The sequence below is a fragment of the Sphingomonas aerophila genome (assembly GCF_014199305.1).
Lineage (GTDB): Bacteria > Pseudomonadota > Alphaproteobacteria > Sphingomonadales > Sphingomonadaceae > Sphingomonas > Sphingomonas aerophila.
Genome location: NZ_JACIJK010000005.1, coordinates 152,169 through 174,751, shown reverse-complemented (window position 1 = coordinate 174,751; position 22,583 = coordinate 152,169). Strand labels below are relative to the sequence as shown.

The following is a 22,583-nucleotide window of genomic DNA, read 5'->3' as shown; positions in this document are numbered from 1 at the left end:
GGTGCGGGTCAGGCGTTGCCGCTTCCACCCCGATCAATGCGCGGTCGCCCCCGGCGTGCACGGCTGGCTTCCCGCCAAGCCGGCGCCCATGCACCCGAGGCTCGTGACGCGTTGACGTGTTAGTGACGTGTCAGCCCGCCGCGTTCCTGGTGACCAACATCCCATTCTCGACGCCGACCGGCCAAGGGGTAAGGTGCTGGCCGACACAGGGGCCGCCCACGCATAGTCCGTCGCTGACCTGGAAAAGCGCGCCATGCCAGCTGCACGCGATCAGCCCGCCCGCCATGTAGCCGTCCAGTTCCTGCGCCAGCGGCACGCCGGCATGGGGGCAACGGTCGACATAGCCGAACGCCTCGTCCCCCCGCCGGACGACGAAGCCGTGAAAGCGCCCGGCGCGCATCTGCAGCACGAAGTTACGCGCCTGGCCGTCGGCGATGAGGTCGAGCGGCCCGAGCGTCACACCCGCCGGGGTCGCAAACACACGGGTGTCCGTCACGCCGGATCCGCGTCCGGCTGGCCGGAAGGGTGCGCGGCGGCGAAGGCGGGGTGGGCGCTGGCATGATCGGCCACGGCGTGCAGGCGGGGGTAGGGTGACAAATCCACCTTGAACCGTTCGGCGCTGTAGACCTGCGGGACCAGGTGGCAATCAACAATGCCCGGCTGGTCGCCAAAGGCGAAGGCGCCGGCGTGGCGGGCGATCAACGGCTCGAGCGCGGCGAAGCCTTCGGTGATCCACCGCGCGATCCAGTGGCTGACCTGGTCTTCGCCCGCTCCGAATTCCTGCCGCAATACCGACAGCACGCGCAGGTTGTTGAGCGGGTGGATGTCGCACGCGATCAGCGCCGCCATGGCCCGGGCGCGCGCGCGCGCCTGTGGCTCACGAGGTAACAGCGGCGGCTCGGGATGGAGTTCGTCGAGCAGTTCAATGATCGCGCTGCTCTGCGTAAAGGCTTCGCCGTCCAGTTCCAGCGCGGGCACCAGCCCTTGCGGGTTGAGCGCCTGAAAGCTCTCTGCCCGCTGCGCGCCGGTGCGCAGGTCGTGGTTTGCTTGGCTGAACTCCAAACCCTTCAGGTTCAGCGCGATCCGGACCCGATACGCGGCGCTGGACCGCCAATATCCGTGCAGGATCACGGCAGCTGCGCCTTGGGAAAGCCTTCCCACACCGCATCATAATCGAGCTGTGCGGTGGGTGCCTCGGCGGCCCAGCGGGTCAGGCGGACGGGATGACGCGTTTCGAACATGAAGGCCATGGTGCCCTCGATCTTGTGCGGCTTCAGGTCGGCATTCACCGCCTTTTCATAGCTTGCCCAGTCCGGGCCATGGCCGTTCATCTGGTTGTGCAGGGACGCACCGCCCGGCACGAACCCGCCCTCCTTTGCGTCGTAAGCGCCGGTGATCAGGCCCATGAACTCGCTCATCACGTTGCGATGGAACCAGGGCGGACGGAACGTGTCCTCCGCCACCATCCAGCGCGGGGGAAAGATCACGAAGTCGCAATTGGCAGTACCGGGCGTGTCGGAGGGCGATGTCAGCACGGTGAAGATCGACGGGTCTGGATGGTCGAAGCTGACCGTGTTGATCGTGTTGAACCGCGTCAGGTCATAGCGGCACGGCGCCAGGTTGCCGTGCCACGCGACAACGTCAAACGGTGAATGGGGCAGGGTGGTCGACCACAGCCCGCCGCCGAACTTCTGGACGATCTGCCACTCGCTATCGTCATCCTCGAACCAGGCGACCGGCGTCTCGAAATCGCGCGGATTGGCAAGGCCGTTGGCGCCGATCGGGCCGAGGTCGGGTAGCCGGAACAGCGCGCCGTGGTTCTCGAGCACATAGCCGCGCGCTCGCCCGTCGGGCAGCGAGATGCGGAACCGGACGCCGCGCGGTATCAGCGCGACCTGAAGCGGGGTAAGGTCGATGCGGCCCTGTTCGGTATCGATCCGAAGCCGGCCATGCTCGGGTACGATCAGCAGCTCCCCATCCGCTGAGAAGAACGCGCGCCGCTCCATGTCGCTCGTGGCGGCGAACAGGTGAATGGCGACGCCATGCCCCGTCCCGACATCGCCATTGCCGCCATAGGTGATCAGGCCATCGACCCAATCCGTCGCCTGGTCCGGCCAGGGCAGCGGGTCCCAGCGCAACCGGTTGGGGCTGGGCGGAACCTGGTCGAAGGGCGTGGAGCGCAGGTGGGGCGCACCCTGATAGGGCTGGAACGCGGGATGCTGTGCCGTCGGGCGCAGGCGATACAGCCAGGCGCGGCGGTTCTCGGCTCGCGGTGCGGTGAAGGCGGTGCCGGATAGCTGTTCGGCGTAAAGGCCGAACGGCACTTTCTGGGGGGAGTTGCGGCCGACGGGAAGCGCCCCCGGGACGGCCTCGGTGGCGTGGTGATTGACGAAGCCGGGAAGGTAGTTGGTCATCGTTCCTCGCCTTCCCGGGGGTGGCCGGGGTGGTTGGTGGGCGGACGCTTGAATTGCCAATCGCCGGCGCGTCGGACCCGGCAAAGCCCGGCCCTATGCGCCGGCTTGCCGTGCCGGCCGGGCGCGGGCCTCGCCTCCGCTCGGCATCCGGCGACGCTTACGCGTCGACCGTGATAACCCCGCGCCTGATCTGATCCAGCTCGATGCTTTCGTACAGTGCCTGGAAATTGCCGTTGCCGAAGCCCTGATTGCCCTTGCGCTGGATGATCTCGAAAAAGATCGGGCCGACCATGGTGTCCGTGAAGATCTGCAGCAGCAAGCCTTCCTCACCGACATTGCCGTCGATCAGGATACGGTTCTTCTTCAGGCGCTCCAGGTCGTGGCCGTGGTTGGGCACGCGCTTGTCGACCAACTCGTAATAGGTCTCGATCGTGTCCTGCAGCCGTACGCCGCGCTCGCGCAGCTTTTCCACCGTTTCGAAAATGTCTTCCGTGGTAAAGGCGAGGTGCTGGATCCCTTCGCCGTTATACTCGCGGATGAACTCCTCGATCTGGCTCTTGTCGTCCTGACTTTCGTTCAGCGGGATGCGGATCGCCTTGTCGGGCGCGATCATCGCCTGGCTGAACAGGCCCGTCGCCTTACCCTTGATGTCGAAGTACTTCTGCTCTTCGAAGCCGAAGATGGCGCCGTAGAACTGCGACCACACCCGCATCTGCCCGCGCCGGACATTATGAGTCAGGTGGTCGAGCAGGTCGAGGCCAACATTGTTGCGCGCCTCTGCCTCTTGCCAGCCGGGCACCTCGGTCCAGTCGTCGTACAGCGAGCCGGCCTCGCCATGCCGGTCGACCAGGTACAGGTTAGACCCGCCAATGCCCTGCAGCACATAGCTGTTGGGGCCGAGCGCGCCGTTGGACGCATCCGCCTTTTGCGCGCCGCGTGCGAGTGCCGCGTCGAAAGCTTCCTTGGCGTCGTGGACACGGAAGGCCATGCCGTTGGCCGACGGGCCATGCTCGGCACTGAACGCCGCGGCCTGCCCCGACTTCTCGCGGTTGAGCAGCAGGTTGATGCGCCCCTGCTTGTAGCGAACGATGTCGAGCTGCGGGTGACGATGCGCGGCGACGAAGCCCATCTGCTCGAACAAGTGCGCGAGCTTGTCGGGATCGGGAGAGGTGAATTCGCAGAACTCGAACCCGTCCAGCCCCATCGGGTTGACGTCCATGTGTTCCATCGCAGTCATCCTCGATAGTATCCGTTGTTACCGGATGTGCGCTCTTGCCCGGCTGGTGTCAACTGTTACCATCCGGTTATGCCTAGCCTCGAACTCGACGCGTTCATCCCGTATCGCCTGTCCGTCACCTCCAACCTGGTCAGCGACGCGATCGCACGCACCTATGACGCGCTGTTCGGGCTTTCGATCCCCGAATGGCGGCTGGTTGCGGTGGTGGCGGAGGCCGGGGAGATCACGCAGCAGGCGATCGGTGCGCGCACCCGCATGGACAAGGTTACCGTCAGCCGCGCCGCCATCGCGCTGGTCGAACGCGGGTTGATGGACCGGCGCGGTAACCCCAGTGATCGCCGCTCGCACCTGCTCGCGCTTACTCAGGCAGGGCGTGACCTTCACGCCGCGATCGCGCCCAAGGCGCTGGAGCTGGAGCGGCGTTTGTTCGCGCCGTTCGATCCGGAGGAGGTTGCGGCCTTCACCGACATGCTGCGCCGGATTGAGGCAGCGGCGCTGGCGCTGGAGGGTTAGCCGGCGGAAAGTCCCTGTCGCCAACATACAGCGTGAACGAGGAGGAGAAGCGCCGTGCCATGCTACAGCATCGACGGAAAACGACCGCAAGTTGCAGCGGACGCATGGATCGCGCCCAGCGCTGACGTGATCGGTGAAGCCGTGCTGGGTGCAGGCGCGTCGGTCTGGTTCGGCGCGGTGATCCGGGCGGATAACACCCCGATCCTGGTCGGCGCCGAAACCAACATCCAGGAAGGCGCGATGCTGCACTCCGACCCCGGCACGCCGCTCACCATTGGCCGGGGCTGCACGGTGGGGCACCATGCCATCCTGCACGGCTGCACGATCGGCAACGATGTGCTAATCGGCATGGGCGCCACGGTGCTGAACGGCGCCGTGATCGGCGGACAATGCCTGGTCGGCGCGGGCGCCCTGATAACGGAGGGCAAGGTCTTCGCGCCGGGGCAGCTGATCCTCGGCAGCCCGGCGCGTGCCGTGCGGGCGCTGGACGCTGCTGCGATCGCGGCGCTCGGCTTGTCGGCGGCGCACTATGTCGCACGGGCGAAGCGATATGCGGCGGGGCTGGGACGGGTGGAACAGGAACAATGAGGAGCTTGTGCCGCGCGGCCAATTTCCCGACAGGCAGGGCGGCAACGAGGGGAGGCGACAGATGACCGGCAACAGGCTGCTTTGCTTTGGCGAGGTGATGCTCCGCTTATCGCCGCCCGGCCGCGAATTGTTGATGCAATCACCGCGGCTCGACGTCTGGGTGGCGGGCGCAGAGGCCAACGTCGCGACCCAACTCGCCAAGCTTGGCCACCGTGTCGCGCTCGCGACGCGGATGCCCGACAATGATCTGGGCCGTGCCGCAGCGGCGACGTTGCGCGGTCATGGCGTGGAGGCGGATGCGATCCAGTTCGCCGGGGATCGCATGGGGCTGTATTTCGTCACCAGCGGCGCCGGGATGCGGGCGACGGAAGTCATCTACGACCGCGCCGGATCGTCCTTTGCAGAAGCGCCGAAGGAAGCTTGGGATTGGGATGCGCTGCTGGCCGGGGTCGATAGGCTCCACCTGTCCGGCATCACCCCCGCGCTCGGACCCGTGCCCGCCGCGGCGGCGCTGGCCGCGGTGGAGTCGGCGAGCGCCCGTAACATCCCGGTCTCCTTTGACGGGAACTGGCGCGGCAAATTGTGGGAGCGCTGGGACGCTGACCCGCGCGCGATCCTGACCCGCCTGGTCGAGCACGCGGACCTGATGTTCGGCAACCATCGCGATATCGCGCTGCTGCTTGGTCGCGAGTTCCACGACGACGGTTCACGACAGCGCGCGGCGTGCGAGGCCGCGTTCAACGCTTTCCCCAAACTCCAGGTGATCGCCGCGACCACCCGCCAGATCGAGCATGTCGACCAGCATCGCTTGTCGGCGCGGATCGACACGCGCGACGGCTTTGCCGAAACCGAAGAAGTCGAAGTGGCGGGCATCGTCGACCGCATCGGCGGCGGAGACGCCTTTGCGGCGGGGGTGCTGCACGGGTTGCGGACCGGCGGCGACATCGCGGCTGCCGCCCGCGACGGCTTGGCACTCGCCGTGCTGAAGCATTCATTGCCGGGCGATGCCGGCCTGTTCCGCCGCGCCGACCTCGACGCCTATCTGGAAGGAGGGCTCGACGTGCGGCGGTGAGTCGCCGCGGCGGGCCGGCGGCTTAGCCGCGCAGCTGTTCGTGGTGCCGGATCACCTCGTCGATGATGAACCGGAGAAACTTCTCGGAGAATTCCGGGTCCAGTTCCGCCTCCAGGGCCAGTTGCCGCAGCCGCGCGATCTGCCGTTCCTCGCGCCCCGGATCAGCCGCGGGCAGGCCGGAGGTTGCCTTGTAGCGCCCCACCGCCTGCGTCACCTTGAACCGTTCGGCGAGTAGATGGACCAGCGCCGCATCGATGTTGTCGATGGACTTTCGGTAACCCTGCAGCACGGCGTCGGACATGGCGGCTCTCCCCTGTCCGGCTATGCGGGGCAAAGAGGAGGCGGGCAAGGGGCGGAGGCGGGCAAGGGTTGCGTTCGGGGCAGGGGCGGGCCAGATGCCCCGCCGAGATGACCGCTACCCTTCACCGCCTCGACACGCGCCGGCCCCCCTCGCTGGAACCCATGATGCAGCTGGTCGCGGCTGACATGAACATGGTCAACGCGGTGATCCTGGAGCGAATGCAGTCCGAGATCCCGTTGATCCCGGAACTTGCCGGCCACCTGATCGCCGGCGGGGGCAAGCGGATGCGGCCCATGCTGACGCTCGCGAGCGCCAAGCTGATCGGCTATTCTGGCGCACGCCATCACCGGTTGGCGGCGGCGGTGGAGTTCATCCACACCGCGACGCTGCTTCACGACGATGTGGTCGACGGGTCTGACCTGCGCCGTGGTAAGCGTACCGCCAACATCATCTGGGGCAACCCCGCAAGCGTGCTGGTCGGCGATTTCTTGTTTTCCCGCTCGTTCGAGCTGATGGTGGACGATGGCAGCCTGCGCGTGCTCAAGATCCTGTCCAACGCGTCGGCCGTGATCGCGGAGGGCGAGGTCAACCAGTTGACCGCGATCCGGCGGATCGACCTGGCCGAAGACCGCTACCTGGCCATCATCGGCGCCAAGACCGCGGCGCTGTTCGCCGCCGCCTGCCGCGTTGCAGCAGTGGTGGCCGAACGTTCCGACGATGAAGAAGCGGCGCTCGACGCCTATGGCCGTAACCTCGGCATCGCCTTCCAGCTGGTTGATGATGCCATCGACTATGTCTCGGACGCGGGCACGATGGGCAAGGATGCGGGCGACGACTTCCGCGAGGGCAAGGTGACCCTGCCGGTGATCCTGGCCCATGCGCGCGGATCGGCGGAGGATCGCAAGTTCTGGAAGGACGCGGTCGAGGGGCGTCGCGCCGGTGAGGCGGACTTTGCCCATGCGATCGACCTGGTGCGCAACACCCGCTCCGTCGACGACACGCTCGCCCGCGCGCGCCACTATGGCCAGCGCGCGATCGACGCGCTCGGCCCCTTTGCAAGCGGCAAGGCCAAGGACGCGATGGTCGAGGCAGTCGAATTCGCGGTTGCGCGGGCGTACTGACCAGATCCGGGATGCGCGGCCGTGACTGACGCGCTGCCCGTTCGTGCCGTTCTGCCGGACCTGGTCGCCGCGCTGAACGCGGGCACGACCGCGGTGCTGGTCGCACCGCCGGGGGCCGGCAAGACCACCGCCGTCGCGCCGGCCCTGCTCGAACAACAATGGTGCACGGGCGAGATACTGCTGCTCTCGCCACGCCGCCTCGCCGCTCGCGCGGCAGCAGAGCGGATGGCGGCGAACGCGGGTGAGCCGGTGGGCCGCACCTTCGGCTACGCCACCCGGCTTGACACCAAGCGCTCTGCCGCGACGCGCGTCACGGTCGTCACCGAGGGCATCTTCGTTGCCCGGATCCAAGCTGACCCGGAGCTGGCGGGCGTGTCGGCGGTCCTGTTCGACGAGGTGCATGAGCGCAGCCTTGATTCGGACACCGGCCTGGCGTTCGCGCTTGATGCGCAGGGCGCGTTGCGTCCCGACCTGCGGCTGGTCGCCATGTCCGCGACACTCGACGGTGCACGATTCGCGGCCCTGCTGGGCGACGCGCCGGTGATTGAGAGCGAAGGGCGCAGCTTTCCCCTGGATCTGCGCCACCTTGGCCGCGCGGCAGAGCAGCGGGTCGAGGACGCTGTCGCCAGCGCGGTGCGCCGCGCGCTCGCCGAGGACACGGGCGGCGTGCTCGCCTTCCTGCCCGGCGTCGCGGAGATCGAGCGAGTGGCGGAGCGGCTGGCGGGCCTTCCCGACACGATCGCCCTTCACCGGTTGCACGGCAGTCTCGATTCAGCCGAACAGCGCGCTGCGATTGCGCCGGCGCGCGACGGGCGGCGAAAGGTCGTGCTGGCGACCAGCATCGCCGAAACCAGCCTGACGCTGGACGGCATCAGGATCGTGGTGGATTCGGGGCTGGCCCGGCGCCCTCGATATGATCGGGCGGCCGGGATGACCCGCCTCGTCACCGAGCGTGCAAGCCAGGCGGCGGTGACCCAACGCGCGGGCCGTGCCGCGCGGCAGGGGCCGGGGGTCGCGTACCGGCTTTGGGAGGCGGCCGCGACCGCGGGGCTGCCCCGGTTCGACCCGCCTGAGATACTGGAAGCGGACTTGTCGGCGTTGGTGCTCGACACCGCGATATGGGGCGTGGGCGATCCGCGCGAGCTTGCCTGGCTAGACCCGCCGCCGACGGCCGCCATCGAGGAAGCGCGGGAGCGGCTCGCGAGGTTCGAAGCGCTGGAGGATGGCCGTCCGACGGCCCATGGCCGGGCCCTCGCACGCCTGCCGGTGCCACCACGCCTCGCGCATATGCTGGTGCGGGCAGGGGAGCGGGGGCTCGGCGCTGTGGCGGCGGAGGTCGCGGTGCTGCTTTCGGAACGCGGGCTGGGCGGCAACGACGCGGACCTGGAGACACGGCGACGCCGGTGGCGAAGCGAGCGCGGCGGGAAGGCGCAGTCGGCGCGCGGGCTGGCGGAGCGCTGGGCGAAGCTGGTGCCGCAAGGTGCCCGCGTGGAGGAGGGCGCCGATGTGATCGGCCTGTGCGTCGCGCTCGCCTTTCCCGACCGGGTGGCGCGCCGACGCGATGCGTCAGGGGAAAGCTGGGCTTCGGTTGGCGGGCGCGGCTTTCGGCTCGATCCCACCTCGCCGCTTGCCCGCGCCGAATGGCTGGCGGTGGCTGACACGGCAGGCGCGGCGGCAGGTGCGCGTATCCTGTCAGCGGCGCCGATCGACCCGACAGCGGTCGAAGCGCTGTTCTCGGACAAGCTGGAGGTGCGGCGGATCGTAAGCTTCGACCCCACAACCGGGGGCGTCGCACCGACTCGTGAACGTCGGCTTGGCGCAATCCGGCTTGCCTCGGGTCCGGACGCGGACGCCGACCCTGCCGCGATCGAGGCGGCGCTGCTTACCGGGGTGCGTGATCATGGGCTCCAGTTGCTGCCGTGGAGCGACAAGGCGCAGGCCTTGCGAGCCCGCGCCGCCTTTGCGGGCGTGCGGCTGGACGATGCCGACTTGCTGGCCCGCGCCGACGAGTGGCTGGCGCCGTTGCTGGCGGGCAAGCGGCGGCTGAGCTCGATTGCGGCCGGCGACCTTTACGATGCGCTGCGCAACCTGATCGGCTGGGACGGGATGCGCCAGGTCGATCGGCTCGCCCCGCCTGACTTCACCAGCCCGGCGGGCTCGACTCACCCCATCGATTATGGCGCGGAGGGCGGCCCGCGGGTGGAATTGCGGGTCCAGGCGCTGTTCGGGCTTGCCGAGCACCCGGCCGTAGGTGCCGATCGGGTGCCATTGGTGTTGAGCCTGACCAGCCCCGCCGGCCGCCCGATCCAGACCACGCGCGATCTGCCGGGCTTTTGGGCGGGCAGTTGGGCCGCGGTCGCCAAAGAGATGCGCGGTCGCTATCCGCGCCACCCTTGGCCCGACGACCCCGCTGCCGCATCAGCGACGCTGCGCACTAAAAAGGCGGATGCGCGTTCAAGCGGGGCAGGTTAAGGGACTTCTCATGCCTATCGCTCGCATTTTTCAGCTTCCCAAAAACGCCATGCAGTCCGGCCGTGCGCGGACCAAGGATTGGACGCTCGATTTTGAGCCTGCCGAGGCAAAGAAGCCCGATCCGCTCACCGGTTGGGCCGGCAGTGGCGACACGCGCGACCAGATCCGGTTGAACTTCCCGACCGCGGAAGCCGCGATCGACTATTGTGAGCGCCAGGGCTGGGACTACACGGTCATCCCGGCGCCCGAAAAGGTGCTGAAGCTGCAGGCCTACGCCGACAATTTCCGCTGAGGCGCAGCGCCGGGCGGGCGCGGTGACCGTTGGATCAGAGCCGCGGGCCGATCAGCGCCAGCAGCTTTGAATCCATGCCCACCCCCGCCGCGCGCTTGCTCGCAACGAACGCGTCGAGCTCGGCCAGGGGAACCCGGTGGACGGTGATATCCTCCTTGTCGTCGCCGCCGCCCTCGCCGACCCGGGTCAGTCCGGTCGCGCGCACCATGGTGAACCGTTCGGAGGTCATGCCGGGCGACGAATAATATTCGCCCAACACCTCGACGCTGGCCGGGCGATACCCCGTCTCTTCCTCCAGTTCGCGGGCCGCGGCATCGGTCAGCGCCTCACCCTGGCTCTCATCCCCAACCAGGCCCGCCGGTAGCTCCAGGCAGCGCCGCCCGGCTGGTATCCGGAACTGTTCCACCAGGATCAGGTGGCCGTCGTCGACCGCGACGATCACCGCCGCGTCGATGTCGCCGTTGCGCTCGGCATATTCCCAGCTGCCTTGTTTGATCACGGACAGGTACTTTCCCTGCCAGACGGTATCGCCGTCGCTCATTCTTAGCTCCACGGACTCTGCAGGGGTTGCTTCTGCCGGCCCGGTACAGGACATTGCCGTGGGGCCAAAGAGGAGATGACGATGCTGAAGGAATTCAGGGCATTCATCGCGCGCGGCAATGTGATCGACCTGGCAGTCGCTGTGATCATCGGTACAGCATTCAGCAGGATCGTGACTTCTCTGACCGAAGACGTGCTGATGCCGATCATCGGAAAGGTCTTTGGCGGGCTGGATTTCTCCAGCTACTTCATCCCGCTTGGGCCGATACCGGCCAAGCTTGCCGGTTCGACCGATTATGTCGCGTTGAAGAAAGCGGGGGTGCCGCTGCTGGGTTATGGCGAGTTCATCACCCAGGCGGTGAACTTCCTTATCATCGCCTTTATCATCTTCATGCTGGTGCGCACGATCAACCGAGCGACCAATCTCCTCGAGCGAGAGGTTGCGCCGCCCCCGCCCGAGCCGGTCGAGATCGAACTGCTGCGCGAGATCCGCGACGAACTTCGCGTCCGTCGCCAGCCTTAAGCGACTGCCAGATCCTCGACGGTCGCGTCGGCCAGGCTGGTGCCGTCGAGGATCCGTGCGGTTTCATCGCGCACCCGCATCATGGCGTGGCGAATCGCGCAATCGGCCTCGCTCTTGCAGTCGAGGCACCGGCGATAGGCGGTGCGGCTGACGCAAGGGACCAGTGCCAGCGGCCCTTCGATGACGCGGATGATGTCGCCGAGGGAGATCAGGTGCGCGCGGCGGGCGAGCACATAGCCGCCCATCTTGCCACGCTGGCTGACCAACAGGCCCGCTTCCCGCAGATCGGCCAGGATCAGCTCCAGGAACTTGCGCGGGACATTCGCTTCCTGGGCGATGCGGGTCATCGGCACGGGCGGGCCACCGGCGGGAGCCTGAGCCAGATAGAGCATCGCGCGAAGGGCGTATCGGGAACGCTGGGTCAACATAATGGGGCCGCTATGGCCCTCGTTTGTGGCGAGCGAAAGGCGGTTTGCAAGCTGACGATCTGCCACCTATATCAACGGTGTCGGGTTTGACCCGGCTATGGCGATAAACTGCGGCGTACAATAGGCGCAGCGGACCCGGGGGCAGTACCCGGCGGCTCCACCACCGCAGCTGAGGCGCTCAGTGCCACGCTTCACGCGTGGTGGCGTGCACCAGCTGCGTTAGAGGGGCCGAACCAGGATCGACGTGTGTTGAAAAGCGCTGTTTTCGCTCGGAATGGGACCACCGCAACGGCCCATTACACAAGTGCCAACGATAACGAAGCACTCGCGATTGCGGCGTAACTGAGGGCCTCACGGCCTAAGGTTACTCCAAAATAGCGCGGTTCGGGCCTCACCGGGCAACAGAAGAGGACACCAGCGGCCGCCGGGGGGGCCGGGCAACAGAATCCCCCCGGACCTCCCTTATCGGACGTCCGCCAGCGGGTCGCGATCGCGCGTGTCGCGCATCAGCAGTGCGGTCAGCAGCGCCGCCGCGCAGATGGCGGTCGCATACCAGGCAAAGGCGCCTTCGTGGCCGCGCTGCTTCAGGAAGAGCGCCACGGCTTCCGCACTGCCGCCGAACAGCGCGTTGGCGACGCCATAGGCGAGGCCAACGCCCAGCGCGCGTACATGAACCGGGAACAGCTCCGCTTTGAACAGGCCGCTGACCGAAGTGTAGAGGCTGTTGATCGTGAGTCCGACCAGCACCAGCGCAAACGCTGCAACTGGGCTCTGGACGCTTCCCAGCAGGCGCAGCAGCGGCACGGTGGTCAGTGTCGCAAGCACACCAAAGGCGATCATGTTGCGCCGCCGCCCGATCCGGTCCGACAACGCGCCGAATAGTGGCTGCAGCATCATGAAAGGCACCAGCACCGCCGTCATGATCCAGTTCACCGCGCGCGGCTCAAGGCCGGCGGTGTTGACCAGGTATTTCTGCATATAGGTCGAGAACACGTAAAAGCTCAGCGACCCGCCGGCGGTCAGCCCGACTACGACCAGCAGCCCACGCCAATGGGCAAGAAGCGCGCCGATCCGTCCGGCCTCCGGGTGCCTTTCCCCGACAGTTTCGTGCATCTGCGCCCGCAGCAGCAGAACGCCCATCGCCGCGATTGCGCCGCCCCCGAACGCAAGTCGCCAGCCGAATTGGCGCATCTCCGCTTCGGTCAGAAGTGATTGCAGCAGCAGGATCACCAGCAATGCGGCGAACTGCCCGCCGATCAGGGTCACATACTGGACGGAGGCGAGCAGCCCACGACGTCCCGGCGTCGTCACCTCGCTCAGATACGTCGCGACCGCGCCATATTCGCCGCCCGTCGAGAAACCTTGCAGCAGGCGTGCGGCGAGCAGCAACACCGGTGCGCCAGCGCCGATGGCCGCGTGGGTGGGGAGAAACGCAATCGCAAGCGAGCCCATCGCCATCATCGTGATCGACTGTGTCATCGCGCGCCGACGCCCATGCGCATCCGCCAGCCAACCGAAATACCAGCCGCCCAGCGGCCGCATCAGGAACCCGACGGCGTAGATGGCGGAAGTCGCCAGCAGCTGGGCAGTGCGATCGCCGGCCGGAAAGAAGGAGGCCGAGAAGTACAGGGCGGTGAAGGCATAGACGTAGAAGTCGTACCACTCGACCAGATTGCCCAGCGCGCCGGCCATGATGGCGCGCGTGCGAACGGCCCCGGTCACAGATAGGCCCACCGCCTCAGCCGGCACAGGCTGGACCGTATGCTGTAAGCGTCGGGCGCGGGAACTGGCAGCGCATATCATGCTTGTGCGGGCCGCGGTTGCGGCACGCAACCCTTCCTCCCGTGGCAATCACGGCTATAGGACTGCGCGATGTCCGCCGCCCAGGAGCTTCGCCGCCGCACCGCCAATTGCCATGAGGCCGTTGATGCGGCCTTTGGCGGTTATGACCTGTCCGACCGGGATCGCTATGGCGCCCTGCTGGCAGCGCACGCCCGCGCATTGTTGCCGGCGGAAGAGGCCTTGTTGCGCTGGCCCGGCCTGCCGCGCTGGCGCAGCCGAGCGCAAGCGTTGCGATCCGACCTGGCATCATTGAATCAGGCCCGGCCCGCCGAACTGGGCTTCACGCTCGCCAGTGAGGAAGCGGCATTTGGCGCGCTGTACGTGCTGGAAGGATCCCGCCTGGGCAATACGATGCTCAGCCGCCAGATCGGGGCGGGACTGCCCGCCGCCTATATGGGCGCGCGACATGAGAGCGGCGAGTGGCGGTCGCTGCTGCTCGCTTTTGACACCGCGGGCGAGCAAGGCGATGCCGAGTGGCTGTCCCGCGCCGTGGACGGGGCGGAGCAGACCTTCGCACTTTATCTGCGGGCGCAGCGGGAGGGCTGACCACCCCGCCCGCTCAGCGTGGCGCGTCCTCGATCGGCGCCGTCAGCACCACCCGCAGACCCGGCTCGTTATCGAGCTGATCGAGCTCGCCGCTCAGCCGGCCGACCATGGCCGTCATCATGCGGCTGCCAAAGCCGACCCGGTTGCCGGTCACGCCCGATCCGCGGTCCGACACCACCAGCCGAATTCGCCGGCCATATTGTTCAAGCTTCACCCCGACCGGCCCGGAGCGCCCGCCATAAGCGTATTTCGTCGCGTTGATGACCAGTTCGGTCAGGATCAGCCCGATGTTGATGGCGCGATCCGTCGGCATCAGCACCGGGGTCAGGTCCAGCGCTATCTGGCCCGCCCAATCCGCGCCGAGCGAGGTCTTCAGGTCGCCGATCAGTTCGTCGAGGTAGCGGGACAGGTCCACCGTCTCGACCTGTTCGTCCCGGTACAGACGGCGATGAACCAGTGCCACCGCGGACAATCGCGCCTGCGCTTCGGTCAGGTGCTCGGTGACTTTGGGATCACCCGACGCCTTTGCCTCGAGCGACAGAAACGCCGACACGAGTTGAAGGCTGTTCTGAACGCGATGGTTCACCTCCTTCATCAGCACGTCCTTTTGCTGAAGAAGGGCGTCCTTGTCGGCCAGCGCGCGCTGTAGTTCGCGGTTGAGCTTGCGGGTCGCGCGGCCCTGGGCGGCTTCTGCGAAGGCGCGACGAAGGCGGTGCCCGGCTTCCACTTCCTCCAGCGACCAGTCGCGCGCGCAGCCGCGCACCTCTGTTGACCAGCTCTCGAACGAGGCGCGCGGCGTCAGCGCAAGCGCGCCGTCCGAGGAACCGGCTACCGCCTTGTGCGGGTTGCCTGCCCAGCGCACTTCCTCGATCCGCTCGGCGCGGAACCACAGCAGCGTGGCCTTGTCCTCCGGCAGGCAGACCGCGAGCACCCCGCTGGCCTCCGCGCGATAAGCCGCAGCCTCGTCCAGGACACTGGACAGTTCCCGCGTCGCGAACACCTCTGCGCCACGCTGGCGGGCAAAGCGCGCTATTTCAATGATCTCGAGGTCGTCGGGCCTTTTGCCATGCCCGGTCACACGGCGGCCGGTGACAACGGCAAAGCCGTCGGCGTCCAGGATGGCCCGCAATTCCGGCATGACCTCCGCGACCAAGTCCCACACAGCGCCATCGCTGTTCAGGCGCGGCACCACCTGGTCCTCCGCGGTGCGCAGCCGCAGCCGCTCACGATAGGCGTGCGCTTCTTCCTTGGCCCGGATCTGGCGGGCAAGGCCGCTGGCCAGCACGTTGGCTGCCTCGCGCTCCTCTCGGGCAAGCAGCCGCTCGCTGTTGTGATGACACGCGACCAGGCCCCACAAAACCCCGTCCTGGACGATGGAGATCGACGCGGATGCCCCCACGCCCATGTTCTTGAGATACTGGAGGTGGATGGGCGATACGCTGCGGATGCCGACATCGGACAGGTCGATCGTGGCGAACTCGGCCGGGCGGATCGGCGCCGGATGGTAGCGGGTTTCGCAGATCGAGCGGGTGCGATTGCGCAGATACAGCGCCCGCGCCTGGCGGGGAATGTCGCTGGCAGGGAAGTGGTGATGGAGGAAGGTGCCGAGGGACGGGTGCCGGTCCTCAGCCACGACCCGGCCCGCGCCATCGTCCAGGAAGCGGTAGATCATCACCCGGTCGAAGCCGGTAAGCTGGCGGAAGATCGACGCTGCCTGAGCGTACAAGGCGGGCAGGTCCGAAGCGCGCTCGAACTGGGTCGCAGCATTGTTGAGCCAGGCAAGCGCTGCCCCGGGACGCGCAACCGATTGCCGTTCGGGCTCCAATTCCGCCAGCAGGTGCTCGCCCGCGCGGTGAATCGATACGGACCAGGTCTTGGTCAGGCCCGTGATCGATGCCGCTGCCAGCGTGCCCCCCGGTCCCACCGTGACATCGGCCAATACCGCCGCGACATCCTGTTGCAGCAATTCACCGAGCGGGCGGCCGAGCCAATCGGGCGCAAGCTCTTCTTCCAGCCGACCCGCGCCTGCGATCACTTCCAGCGTTCGTCGGTGGGCGACCAGCAACAGGCCATGCGGCTGAATGGCGCCGGGGATATGGATCGGTTCGCGGTCACAATCCGTCAGATCAACGGCGGACCCGCTCAACGCACTCGCGCTTTCGTCTTTCACCGCGAGACATTAGGCGAACGATGCCCGAACGTCCATGGGCGCGGATCATGCGCCGATGTGATTGCGTCGGGGGAGCGGGGCTGACATGGTTCGATCCGACCGGAGCGCCCGTCATAGATCAGATCGCCGCCCTTCCTTACCGAATCAGCCGCAATGGCCAGGCAGAGGTCATGCTGATCACGTCGCGTGAGCGCCGGCGCTGGGTGATTCCGAAAGGTAATCCCATGGCGGGACTCGCCGGTCACGAGGCGGCCGCGTGCGAGGCATGGGAAGAGGCAGGGGTGCGCGGATTTGCCTGTCCTGCACCGCTGGGCGCGTTCAACTACATGAAACGGCGCCGTTCGGGCGCGACCAGTGAGCTTACGGTGACGGTGTATCCCCTGGCCGTCACCCGCCAACTTCCCGACTGGCCGGAGCGGCAGGAGCGGCAAACGCGTTGGTTCCCCTTGCCCGAAGCGGCGAGCGCAGTTGAAGAGCCGCAATTGCAGCGACTGATCGCGACGTTTAGGGAGCAGCCGGCCCCGGGGCTCGCCGGCAACATCCTGCCCGCGATCCGGAGCACCACGAGGGAGCGTTTTCCGATGCTGGGCTGGTTCCAGTCGCTGATGCCCAAGCAGGGCAAGTTCTTTGAGCAATTCGATGCTCACGCCGCGACCCTGGTCGCGGGGGCCGACGCTCTTGCTCGCCTGCTTCACCGCGAGGGAGACATCGCCGACGAGATCGCGGAGATCCATCGCCGCGAGCACGAAGCGGACGACATCATCCGCGACGTGCTGCAGGACGTGCGGCGCGTCTTCGTCACCCCGTTCGACCGCAGTGCCATCACCGACCTGATCGGGGTGATGGACGATGCGATCGACCAGATGAACGGCACCGCCACCTCCATTCAGCTGTTCGGGGTGACGGAATTCCCGCCGCAGATGCGTGACATGAGCGGGATCATCGTGGAAGCGGCCCGGATCACGGCGGAAGCGACACCGCTGTTGCGGGACCTTGCCGCCAATTCGGAGCGGCTGCACGAGCTCACCGCGCGCATGATCCGGATAGAGGGGCAGGCGGACGACATTCACGACGAGGGGATCCGCTTGCTGTACAAGCAGGCGTGCGATGCCAACGATCCGATGAAGTTCGTGATCGGACGCGAAATCTACAGCCACCTCGAAAAGGTGGTCGACCGGTTCGAGGATGTCGCCAACGAGATCCAGGGTCTCGTGATCGACCACGCCTGACCGGAGCGGTCCCATGATATCCTTTCCGTTGCTGGTCGCGCTCATCGGCGTGGCGCTCTTGTTCGACTTCCTGAACGGGCTCCACGACGCCGCGAACTCGATCGCCACCGTGGTCTCCACCCGCGTCCTGAAGCCGCATCATGCGGTGATCTGGGCGGCGTTCTTCAACTTCATCGCCTTTGCGGTGTTCGGGCTTCACGTAGCGCAGACCGTGGGCAAGGGTATTGTCGACGCCAACATCATCGACGCGACCGTGATTTTCGGCGCGCTGATGGGCGCGATTATCTGGAACGTCATCACCTGGGTGCTGGGTATTCCCTCCTCGTCCAGCCACGCGCTGATCGGCGGCTTGCTGGGCGCGGGGCTCGCCAAGGCGGGGCCGGGCGCGATCCTGTGGAGCGGCATCCTCAAGACGGTGCTCGGCATCTTCACCTCGCCCGCCGTCGGCATGCTGCTGGCTCTGATGCTGGTGTTGTTTGTGGCATGGACCAGCCTGAAGCTCACCCCGCTCGGCGTCGACAAGCGCTATCGCAAGCTCCAGCTCGTCTCCGCCGCGCTCTACAGCCTCGGCCATGGCGGCAACGACGCGCAGAAGACGATGGGGATCATCGCGGTGCTGCTCTACAGCCAGGGCATGCTCGGCAGCAGCGGCGAATTTCATGTGCCGCTGTGGGTGGTGCTGTCGTGCCAGGCGGCCATGGCGCTCGGCACCGCCTCGGGCGGCTGGCGGATCGTCCACACGATGGGGTCCAAGATCACGCGGCTGACGCCGGCGCAGGGCTTTTGCGCGGAAACCGGGGGTGCGATCACCCTGTTCATGGCGACGCACCTGGGCGTGCCCGTTTCCTCCACCCACACCATTACCGGCGCGATCGTTGGTGTCGGCGCCGCGCGGCGGGTGTCGGCCGTGCGTTGGAACGTGGCGAGCAACATCGTCGTTGCATGGTTCCTGACGCTGCCTGCCGCCGGGGTGATCGCGGCCGCGACTTATTGGCTGACGCTGCTGGTATCGCGCGCCTTCTGACCGCAGCTAGCGCGGCAAGGCTGCGGCAATCTCGCCCGCGATGTCGGCTGGCGCGCGCGGCTGATCATTGATCGTCGTGGCCACCACCTGCCAACGCGACGGTTCCGCGCTGGCCAGGCGGCGATAGTTGGCGCGCACGCGATCCTGCAGCCCGTCGTCTGCCTCATATTCGTCGAACGTCCGGTCGGTGTAGCTGCGCTGGTGCTTCTGGGCGATGAAGCGGCGGGAGACCGCAGCGGGGGTGTCCAGGAACACTGACCGGTCGGGCAGGCGCAGGCCGAAACTGCCCGTTTCCAGCTCGGCGATCCAGTTCATCAGCTCGGGAGCGGTGTCGCTCTCCACCTGAGCGCCCTGATAGGCCATGTTCGACGCGAGGTAGCGATCGAACACCAACACGTCATTCTCGGCCGCCAGCGCCTGCAACCGGTCGCGAGACTCGAACCGGTCGAGCGCGTACAGAACGGCTGCGGCCTGCGGTGTCACGGCCCGCCCCATGCGCCCGGCCAGGAACTCGCCGATCGCGAACCCGCCGACAGTGTCGGCATAGCGCGGGAAAGACACCAGTGCGGCGCGGCGACCACCGGCGACAAGATGCTGCACCAGGGCAGCAGAAGCGGTGCCCTTGCCCGCGCCGTCCGCGCCCTCGATCGCCAGGTAAAATGCCATGGCGCGGCTTAACCCAGGGCGCGCCAGCGTCAACGGCCGCCTACGGCCATCGCCCGGCGGACGCCGCCGATCGCGCCCGACCAGAGCAGCGCGTCCAGCCCCGCATAGCCGAGGCCAAGGTGATCGGGCCGCGCCGCAAGCACGTCCGGCACGGTCAGCGTTCCCGCCCGCAGCCCCGCCCGGCCGATGCGTGCCCAGCGCGCCGCCGTCTCCCAACGGATCAGCCGCAGGTCGTCGGCATTGAGCGAATGGCTGCCGACGAAGTGGCGCTGCAATGCGCCGATGGCGGACCCGAGCCGAATCAGCGTCGCGCGATCGGGCACCGGCTCACCTCCCATCACATGGGTGGAGATGAATTCACTTACTGGCCCCGCCTCATCGCCAAGCACCGATGCGTGTGCCGCCGCGAGCACCCGTGCCGCATTGCTGCGCATGATGGTCGTGAACCGGCGCGACACCCCGCCCGGATGCTGGCGATATGTCACCAACGGCTCGTCAAGCCGCGCCAGCCGTCCCAGTGAAAGGAGCCGGTGGTAGAAGTCAAAATCCTCCGCGTAGACCATTTCTGGGCGCGTAAACGGGGTCAGGGCACGGGCGGCGTCGCCCCGGATCATCGTGCTCGACCAGACCAGCGGGTTCTCGATCGCGGTCAGCCACTCGATTAGCGCGGGGGTGGTCACCGCGGGGTAGCTGGATGGGCTGACAACGCCCTCGCAAAAATAGTCCGCCTGGGTGCCGACCAGCACGACGTCGGAATGCTTCTCGAGGAATGCGACCTGCCGTGCGAAGCGATGGGGGCTGCACAGGTCGTCATGGTCCAGCCCGACGATGTAGCGGCCCCGCGCTTCCGCCACGGCGCGATTGCGGGCGAGCACCGGGCCGCCATTCTGCTCCATGACCATCAGCCGAACCCGACGGTCCGGCCATGCGGACACCAGGTCCCGCGTGCCGTCGGTGGAGCAATCGTCGACGACCAGCACCTCAAAGTCGCTCAGCGTTTGAACCATGACGCTGTTCAGCGTTTCACCGATCAGCGCCGCACCGTTCCAGGTCGGCATAACGACGCTGATGAGCGGCGCGGTCATGCCGCAGCCCGTTCACGCTGGCCGAGCACCTGGTCGACGATCATCAATCCGACATCATTCTGCCACAGCCACAGGCCGTTCGCCTGGCCGACGAAGCTCTTTTCACCTCCAAGCGCCCCCCAGGGGACGAATCCTGCGGCAAGGCCGATGCCGAACAGGCCGGGGACGGCGGCATCGTCGGAACCGACGACGCGGCAATGACGGTCAACCATCGCCCGGCCGGCACCAGCCGCAAGCGGGATCGGTGCACCGTTCTGCGCAAAGACGGGAAGCGCAAAGGGCCGGTAGCCGAGCGCAGCGATGACCAGGTCCGCCTCACGCAGGACCTGGCGCGCCGCCGCGTCGTCGTCGCCCGTGATCCGGTGCAGGGCAACGCGGGGATCGGGCGCAAGGCCGCCGACGCCCAGCATTCGCAACACCAGTTCGCGCGCTTCCAGCCGGAATCCGGCCAGCCGGTACACGAAACCCGACACAGGGCAGATGTCGTCCGGTCCGAAGTCGTGGAAGCCCTCGGCATGGGCCGCTTCGACGGATGGGTAGAAGGGGCGCAGCGGCCGGCGATGGAGCAGGGTGATGCCGCCCGCGCCAAGCGGCAGGGCGGGCCGCCCACGCAGCAGCAGGGCAACCGTGGTGAGCGCACTGGTCGAGCCGCCGATCACCGCAATCCGCGGCGCCCGCCGGGATGAGAGCAGGTCCGCGACCTTGTCGAACCCGCCGACGGTCAGCACGTCGTCCGATTGGAGCAGGCGATCGCCCGCAAGCTGGACCAGCGGCACGCCAGCGACGCTCTGGCCCGAAAGGCGGTCGAGCGGCTGATGTCCTCCGGTCGCGATCACGACGTTGCGCGCTAGTCGATCGATTTCCTGCCCATCGGACAGCCGACGCAGCCGCACCCGCCACAGCCCGCCGCCGGCGGCGGTGGCGTGCAGGGCCTCGTGCCCGGTCAGCACCTCCCCACCATGGGCGCGGGTCAGGTCGGCCAGGCGCTGGCCCGTGACGCGCAGCAACGGCCCGGCCTCGACAAGAGGAACGCCCAGCGCATCCTGGTAAGCGGCGACGGCTCGCCCGACCGGATGATCGACCAGCGCCGCGAGTTCCGGGTGAGCATTGTTCTTGACCGCGGTCAGAAAGGTCTGCGCCGTGGAATCTGAGGTGATCGCATACCGCCCCAGCCGCCCGCCGCCGACCGCCGCATCGCGTTCCACCACGACCAGCCCCTTGGCGAAGCCGGGCAGCAGGTTCCGCTTGGTCGCGGCAGTCAGAAGCGCGGTTCCGGCCGGGCCGCCGCCGATCACGATCGTGGTAGCAATGGATGTTGAGGCGCCGGACGCCGCGATGCGGGGCGTGGACCGGCTCAGCTTCTCTACGACGGCAACCAGCGCGCCCGCCGCGCGGCGGGCGTCGTCGGGGGTCATCGCGTCCGTGACCGGCAGCGAAACCAGGGCGGCGGAGATACGGTCGGCGACCGGGGTCGGCTCGATCAGCGCCGTGGCCTGAAACTCGGGCTGCTGGCCGAGGTGCGGGCTGAAGTAGCACCCGGTCCCGATCCCCTCGACTGCCAGCGCTGCCGCGACGGCCTCGCGCTGCGGCGCCAGTTCCGCGGGCAGCAGCACCGGCATGAACTGGCTCGCGCGGCGCATCCCTAGCGGGCGTTGCACGCCGAACCCCGGAAGCGCATCGCGATAGGCCGCCTCCACCGCCGCACGACGCGCAAGCACGTCGTCGATCTCGGTCAGCTTGGCCCGCGCCATCAGGGCGAGCACCTCCGGCAGCTTGGCGTTGATGCCGGGCAACGACGCGCTGCGACCCTCAACAAAGCCGAAATTGGCCATGGCGCGCAGCCGCGCGATGCAGTCTGCGTCGGCACTGTGGATCAGCCCGCCCTCCGCTACCGCAAAGGTCTTGGTCGCGTGCATGGAGAACACGGTGGCAAACGGGGCGCCCGTGCCAAAACCCCGGCCCCGTTCGTCCAGCGTGCCGAGCGACGCGGCTGCATCGACCACTACGCCGACGCGATAGCGCTGCGCGATCCAGGCATAACGGTCGAGGTCGATCGCGTTGCCGAACGTAGCGTAAGGAACGGCCACGCCGATGCGCTCGCCATGGCGGGCAAGCAGTTGCTCTTCGGCGGCGGCACTGGCCGACCAGTCGTCCGGATCGACGTCGCAAATCAGCGGGGTCAGCCCAGCCCAGCTTGCCGCCTGCGCCGTCGCGGCAAAGGTCAGCGCGGGCATCAGCGCCAGCGTGCCCGGGCGCGGGTGGCCGCCCGCCGCATCCCGGATCGCGATCATCAGTCCCAACGTCGCGTTGGCAACTGCCAGGCATGCGCCGGTGCCGCCGAACAGCCGCTCGGTCACCTCCGCTTCGAACGCGCGGACTTCCGGCCCGTTGTTGCTGAATACGCCGGATGCCTCCACCCGTCGCAGCGCCTCGCCAAGCTCGCTCAGCCGCGGCGGTTGGGGCGCGATCAGGGGAAGGGGGGGCATGGCAGCTCGCGTTAGGTTCGCGGCTGCTATGCCC

22 protein-coding genes and 1 other RNA gene are annotated in these 22,583 nt (G+C 67.5%); 11 read left to right on the top strand and 12 right to left on the bottom strand.

The genetic code is table 11. The features are described 5' to 3' along the window. Positions 1–130: 130 nt before the first annotated feature. From FHS94_RS09210 to hppD, 4 genes are all read right to left on the bottom strand, one after another. A complete protein-coding gene (locus FHS94_RS09210; protein WP_184057029.1) occupies positions 131–496 on the bottom strand; it encodes a Rieske 2Fe-2S domain-containing protein in 366 nt (121 codons plus the stop codon). Further along, positions 493–1,131, bottom strand: coding sequence for a maleylacetoacetate isomerase (gene maiA, locus FHS94_RS09205; RefSeq protein ID WP_184057027.1), 639 nt, complete (start codon positions 1,129–1,131; stop codon positions 493–495). Before maiA ends, FHS94_RS09210 begins: the two co-directional genes overlap by 4 nt. Continuing rightward, positions 1,128–2,414 (bottom strand): homogentisate 1,2-dioxygenase, encoded by a 1,287-nt coding sequence (gene hmgA / locus FHS94_RS09200; RefSeq protein ID WP_184057025.1) that lies wholly within the window; start codon positions 2,412–2,414, stop codon positions 1,128–1,130. The genes maiA and hmgA overlap by 4 nt, the downstream gene beginning before the upstream one ends. 157 nt (positions 2,415–2,571) lie before the next feature. Continuing rightward, on the bottom strand, positions 2,572–3,642 hold the full coding sequence (gene hppD, locus FHS94_RS09195) for a 4-hydroxyphenylpyruvate dioxygenase (protein ID WP_221234668.1): 1,071 nt from the start codon (positions 3,640–3,642) through the stop codon (positions 2,572–2,574). Positions 3,643–3,720: 78 nt separating this feature from the next. On the opposite strand from hppD, the gene FHS94_RS09190 reads away from it, so the two are divergent. The 3 genes from FHS94_RS09190 (at position 3,721) to FHS94_RS09180 (ending at position 5,824) form a co-directional block, all read left to right on the top strand. Then, positions 3,721–4,164 carry a MarR family winged helix-turn-helix transcriptional regulator gene (locus FHS94_RS09190; RefSeq protein WP_184057021.1) on the top strand — a complete coding sequence of 148 codons (444 nt, stop codon included), beginning with the start codon at positions 3,721–3,723 and terminating at the stop codon, positions 4,162–4,164. A gap of 54 nt (positions 4,165–4,218) precedes the next feature. Further along, on the top strand, positions 4,219–4,752 hold the full coding sequence (locus FHS94_RS09185; protein ID WP_184057019.1) for a gamma carbonic anhydrase family protein: 534 nt from the start codon (positions 4,219–4,221) through the stop codon (positions 4,750–4,752). Positions 4,753–4,813: 61 nt separating this feature from the next. Further along, positions 4,814–5,824: a sugar kinase gene (locus FHS94_RS09180; RefSeq protein WP_184057017.1), complete on the top strand. Its 1,011-nt coding sequence runs from the start codon at positions 4,814–4,816 to the stop codon at positions 5,822–5,824. 22 nt (positions 5,825–5,846) lie between these two features. On the opposite strand, the gene FHS94_RS09175 is transcribed toward FHS94_RS09180, so the two are convergent. Beyond that, positions 5,847–6,125, bottom strand: coding sequence for a chorismate mutase (locus FHS94_RS09175; RefSeq protein WP_184057015.1), 279 nt, complete (start codon positions 6,123–6,125; stop codon positions 5,847–5,849). A 107-nt stretch (positions 6,126–6,232) separates the two neighbouring features. Between FHS94_RS09175 and FHS94_RS09170 the strand changes: the two genes are divergently transcribed. From FHS94_RS09170 to FHS94_RS09160, 3 genes are read left to right on the top strand one after another with little or no spacing between them, the layout of a single operon-like run. After that, positions 6,233–7,246 carry a polyprenyl synthetase family protein gene (locus FHS94_RS09170; RefSeq protein WP_184057013.1) on the top strand — a complete coding sequence of 338 codons (1,014 nt, stop codon included), beginning with the start codon at positions 6,233–6,235 and terminating at the stop codon, positions 7,244–7,246. Positions 7,247–7,267: 21 nt separating this feature from the next. Beyond that, positions 7,268–9,718, top strand: coding sequence for an ATP-dependent helicase HrpB (gene hrpB / locus FHS94_RS09165; protein ID WP_184057011.1), 2,451 nt, complete (start codon positions 7,268–7,270; stop codon positions 9,716–9,718). A gap of 10 nt (positions 9,719–9,728) precedes the next feature. Then, complete coding sequence (locus FHS94_RS09160) at positions 9,729–10,010, top strand: ETC complex I subunit (protein WP_184057009.1); 282 nt, start codon at positions 9,729–9,731, stop codon at positions 10,008–10,010. A 34-nt stretch (positions 10,011–10,044) separates the two neighbouring features. Here FHS94_RS09160 and FHS94_RS09155 read toward each other — a convergent pair whose 3' ends face one another. Then, positions 10,045–10,551, bottom strand: coding sequence for an NUDIX hydrolase (locus FHS94_RS09155; protein WP_184057007.1), 507 nt, complete (start codon positions 10,549–10,551; stop codon positions 10,045–10,047). 81 nt (positions 10,552–10,632) lie between these two features. Between FHS94_RS09155 and mscL the strand changes: the two genes are divergently transcribed. Beyond that, positions 10,633–11,073 (top strand): large conductance mechanosensitive channel protein MscL, encoded by a 441-nt coding sequence (gene mscL, locus FHS94_RS09150; RefSeq protein ID WP_184057005.1) that lies wholly within the window; start codon positions 10,633–10,635, stop codon positions 11,071–11,073. Here mscL and FHS94_RS09145 read toward each other — a convergent pair. Then, on the bottom strand, positions 11,070–11,501 hold the full coding sequence (locus tag FHS94_RS09145) for an RrF2 family transcriptional regulator (RefSeq protein ID WP_184057003.1): 432 nt from the start codon (positions 11,499–11,501) through the stop codon (positions 11,070–11,072). The two genes, mscL and FHS94_RS09145, sit on opposite strands and share 4 nt — an antisense overlap. A 40-nt stretch (positions 11,502–11,541) precedes the next feature. Here FHS94_RS09145 and ssrA point away from each other — a divergent pair. Beyond that, positions 11,542–11,917: a transfer-messenger RNA gene (gene ssrA / locus FHS94_RS09140) on the top strand. Between the two features lie 46 nt (positions 11,918–11,963). On the opposite strand, the gene FHS94_RS09135 is transcribed toward ssrA, so the two are convergent. Then, positions 11,964–13,193: an MFS transporter gene (locus FHS94_RS09135; protein ID WP_246348504.1), complete on the bottom strand. Its 1,230-nt coding sequence runs from the start codon at positions 13,191–13,193 to the stop codon at positions 11,964–11,966. A 180-nt stretch (positions 13,194–13,373) separates the two neighbouring features. On the opposite strand from FHS94_RS09135, the gene FHS94_RS09130 reads away from it, so the two are divergent. Then, positions 13,374–13,889 (top strand): biliverdin-producing heme oxygenase, encoded by a 516-nt coding sequence (locus FHS94_RS09130; protein ID WP_184057001.1) that lies wholly within the window; start codon positions 13,374–13,376, stop codon positions 13,887–13,889. A gap of 13 nt (positions 13,890–13,902) precedes the next feature. Here FHS94_RS09130 and FHS94_RS09125 read toward each other — a convergent pair whose 3' ends face one another. Then, positions 13,903–16,059: a histidine kinase dimerization/phosphoacceptor domain -containing protein gene (locus FHS94_RS09125; RefSeq protein WP_184056999.1), complete on the bottom strand. Its 2,157-nt coding sequence runs from the start codon at positions 16,057–16,059 to the stop codon at positions 13,903–13,905. 113 nt (positions 16,060–16,172) lie between these two features. On the opposite strand from FHS94_RS09125, the gene FHS94_RS09120 reads away from it, so the two are divergent. Together FHS94_RS09120 and FHS94_RS09115 are read left to right on the top strand one after the other, a co-directional pair. Further along, on the top strand, positions 16,173–17,288 hold the full coding sequence (locus FHS94_RS09120) for a DUF47 family protein (RefSeq protein ID WP_184057306.1): 1,116 nt from the start codon (positions 16,173–16,175) through the stop codon (positions 17,286–17,288). Between the two features lie 13 nt (positions 17,289–17,301). Then, positions 17,302–18,312 (top strand): inorganic phosphate transporter, encoded by a 1,011-nt coding sequence (locus FHS94_RS09115; protein WP_184056997.1) that lies wholly within the window; start codon positions 17,302–17,304, stop codon positions 18,310–18,312. Positions 18,313–18,318: 6 nt separating this feature from the next. On the opposite strand, the gene FHS94_RS09110 is transcribed toward FHS94_RS09115, so the two are convergent. Genes FHS94_RS09110 through FHS94_RS09100 form a run of 3 tightly spaced genes read right to left on the bottom strand, consistent with a single transcriptional unit; the run spans position 18,319 to position 22,549 of the window. Further along, positions 18,319–18,978: a nucleoside/nucleotide kinase family protein gene (locus FHS94_RS09110; RefSeq protein ID WP_184056995.1), complete on the bottom strand. Its 660-nt coding sequence runs from the start codon at positions 18,976–18,978 to the stop codon at positions 18,319–18,321. Between the two features lie 29 nt (positions 18,979–19,007). Further along, positions 19,008–20,063 carry a glycosyltransferase family 2 protein gene (locus FHS94_RS09105; protein ID WP_184056993.1) on the bottom strand — a complete coding sequence of 352 codons (1,056 nt, stop codon included), beginning with the start codon at positions 20,061–20,063 and terminating at the stop codon, positions 19,008–19,010. Continuing rightward, the gene (locus tag FHS94_RS09100; protein WP_184056991.1) at positions 20,060–22,549 is read right to left on the bottom strand and encodes a DegT/DnrJ/EryC1/StrS family aminotransferase; all 2,490 of its coding nucleotides are present in this window, start codon (positions 22,547–22,549) and stop codon (positions 20,060–20,062) included. The genes FHS94_RS09105 and FHS94_RS09100 overlap by 4 nt, the downstream gene beginning before the upstream one ends. Between the last annotated feature and the right edge of the window lie 34 nt (positions 22,550–22,583).

Coding starts and splice junctions, on each gene's coding strand:
- FHS94_RS09105 (WP_184056993.1), bottom strand. CDS start 20,063: ATGACCGCGCCGCTCATCAGCGTCGTTATGCCGACCTGGAACGGTGCG.
- hppD (WP_221234668.1), bottom strand. CDS start 3,642: ATGGAACACATGGACGTCAACCCGATGGGGCTGGACGGGTTCGAGTTC.
- mscL (WP_184057005.1), top strand. CDS start 10,633: ATGCTGAAGGAATTCAGGGCATTCATCGCGCGCGGCAATGTGATCGAC.
- FHS94_RS09160 (WP_184057009.1), top strand. CDS start 9,729: ATGCCTATCGCTCGCATTTTTCAGCTTCCCAAAAACGCCATGCAGTCC.
- FHS94_RS09115 (WP_184056997.1), top strand. CDS start 17,302: ATGATATCCTTTCCGTTGCTGGTCGCGCTCATCGGCGTGGCGCTCTTG.
- hmgA (WP_184057025.1), bottom strand. CDS start 2,414: ATGACCAACTACCTTCCCGGCTTCGTCAATCACCACGCCACCGAGGCC.
- FHS94_RS09155 (WP_184057007.1), bottom strand. CDS start 10,551: ATGAGCGACGGCGATACCGTCTGGCAGGGAAAGTACCTGTCCGTGATC.
- FHS94_RS09180 (WP_184057017.1), top strand. CDS start 4,814: ATGACCGGCAACAGGCTGCTTTGCTTTGGCGAGGTGATGCTCCGCTTA.
- FHS94_RS09175 (WP_184057015.1), bottom strand. CDS start 6,125: ATGTCCGACGCCGTGCTGCAGGGTTACCGAAAGTCCATCGACAACATC.
- FHS94_RS09100 (WP_184056991.1), bottom strand. CDS start 22,549: ATGCCCCCCCTTCCCCTGATCGCGCCCCAACCGCCGCGGCTGAGCGAG.
- FHS94_RS09135 (WP_246348504.1), bottom strand. CDS start 13,193: ATGGCCGGCGCGCTGGGCAATCTGGTCGAGTGGTACGACTTCTACGTC.
- FHS94_RS09130 (WP_184057001.1), top strand. CDS start 13,374: ATGTCCGCCGCCCAGGAGCTTCGCCGCCGCACCGCCAATTGCCATGAG.
- FHS94_RS09110 (WP_184056995.1), bottom strand. CDS start 18,978: ATGGCATTTTACCTGGCGATCGAGGGCGCGGACGGCGCGGGCAAGGGC.
- FHS94_RS09190 (WP_184057021.1), top strand. CDS start 3,721: ATGCCTAGCCTCGAACTCGACGCGTTCATCCCGTATCGCCTGTCCGTC.
- FHS94_RS09145 (WP_184057003.1), bottom strand. CDS start 11,501: ATGTTGACCCAGCGTTCCCGATACGCCCTTCGCGCGATGCTCTATCTG.
- FHS94_RS09170 (WP_184057013.1), top strand. CDS start 6,233: ATGACCGCTACCCTTCACCGCCTCGACACGCGCCGGCCCCCCTCGCTG.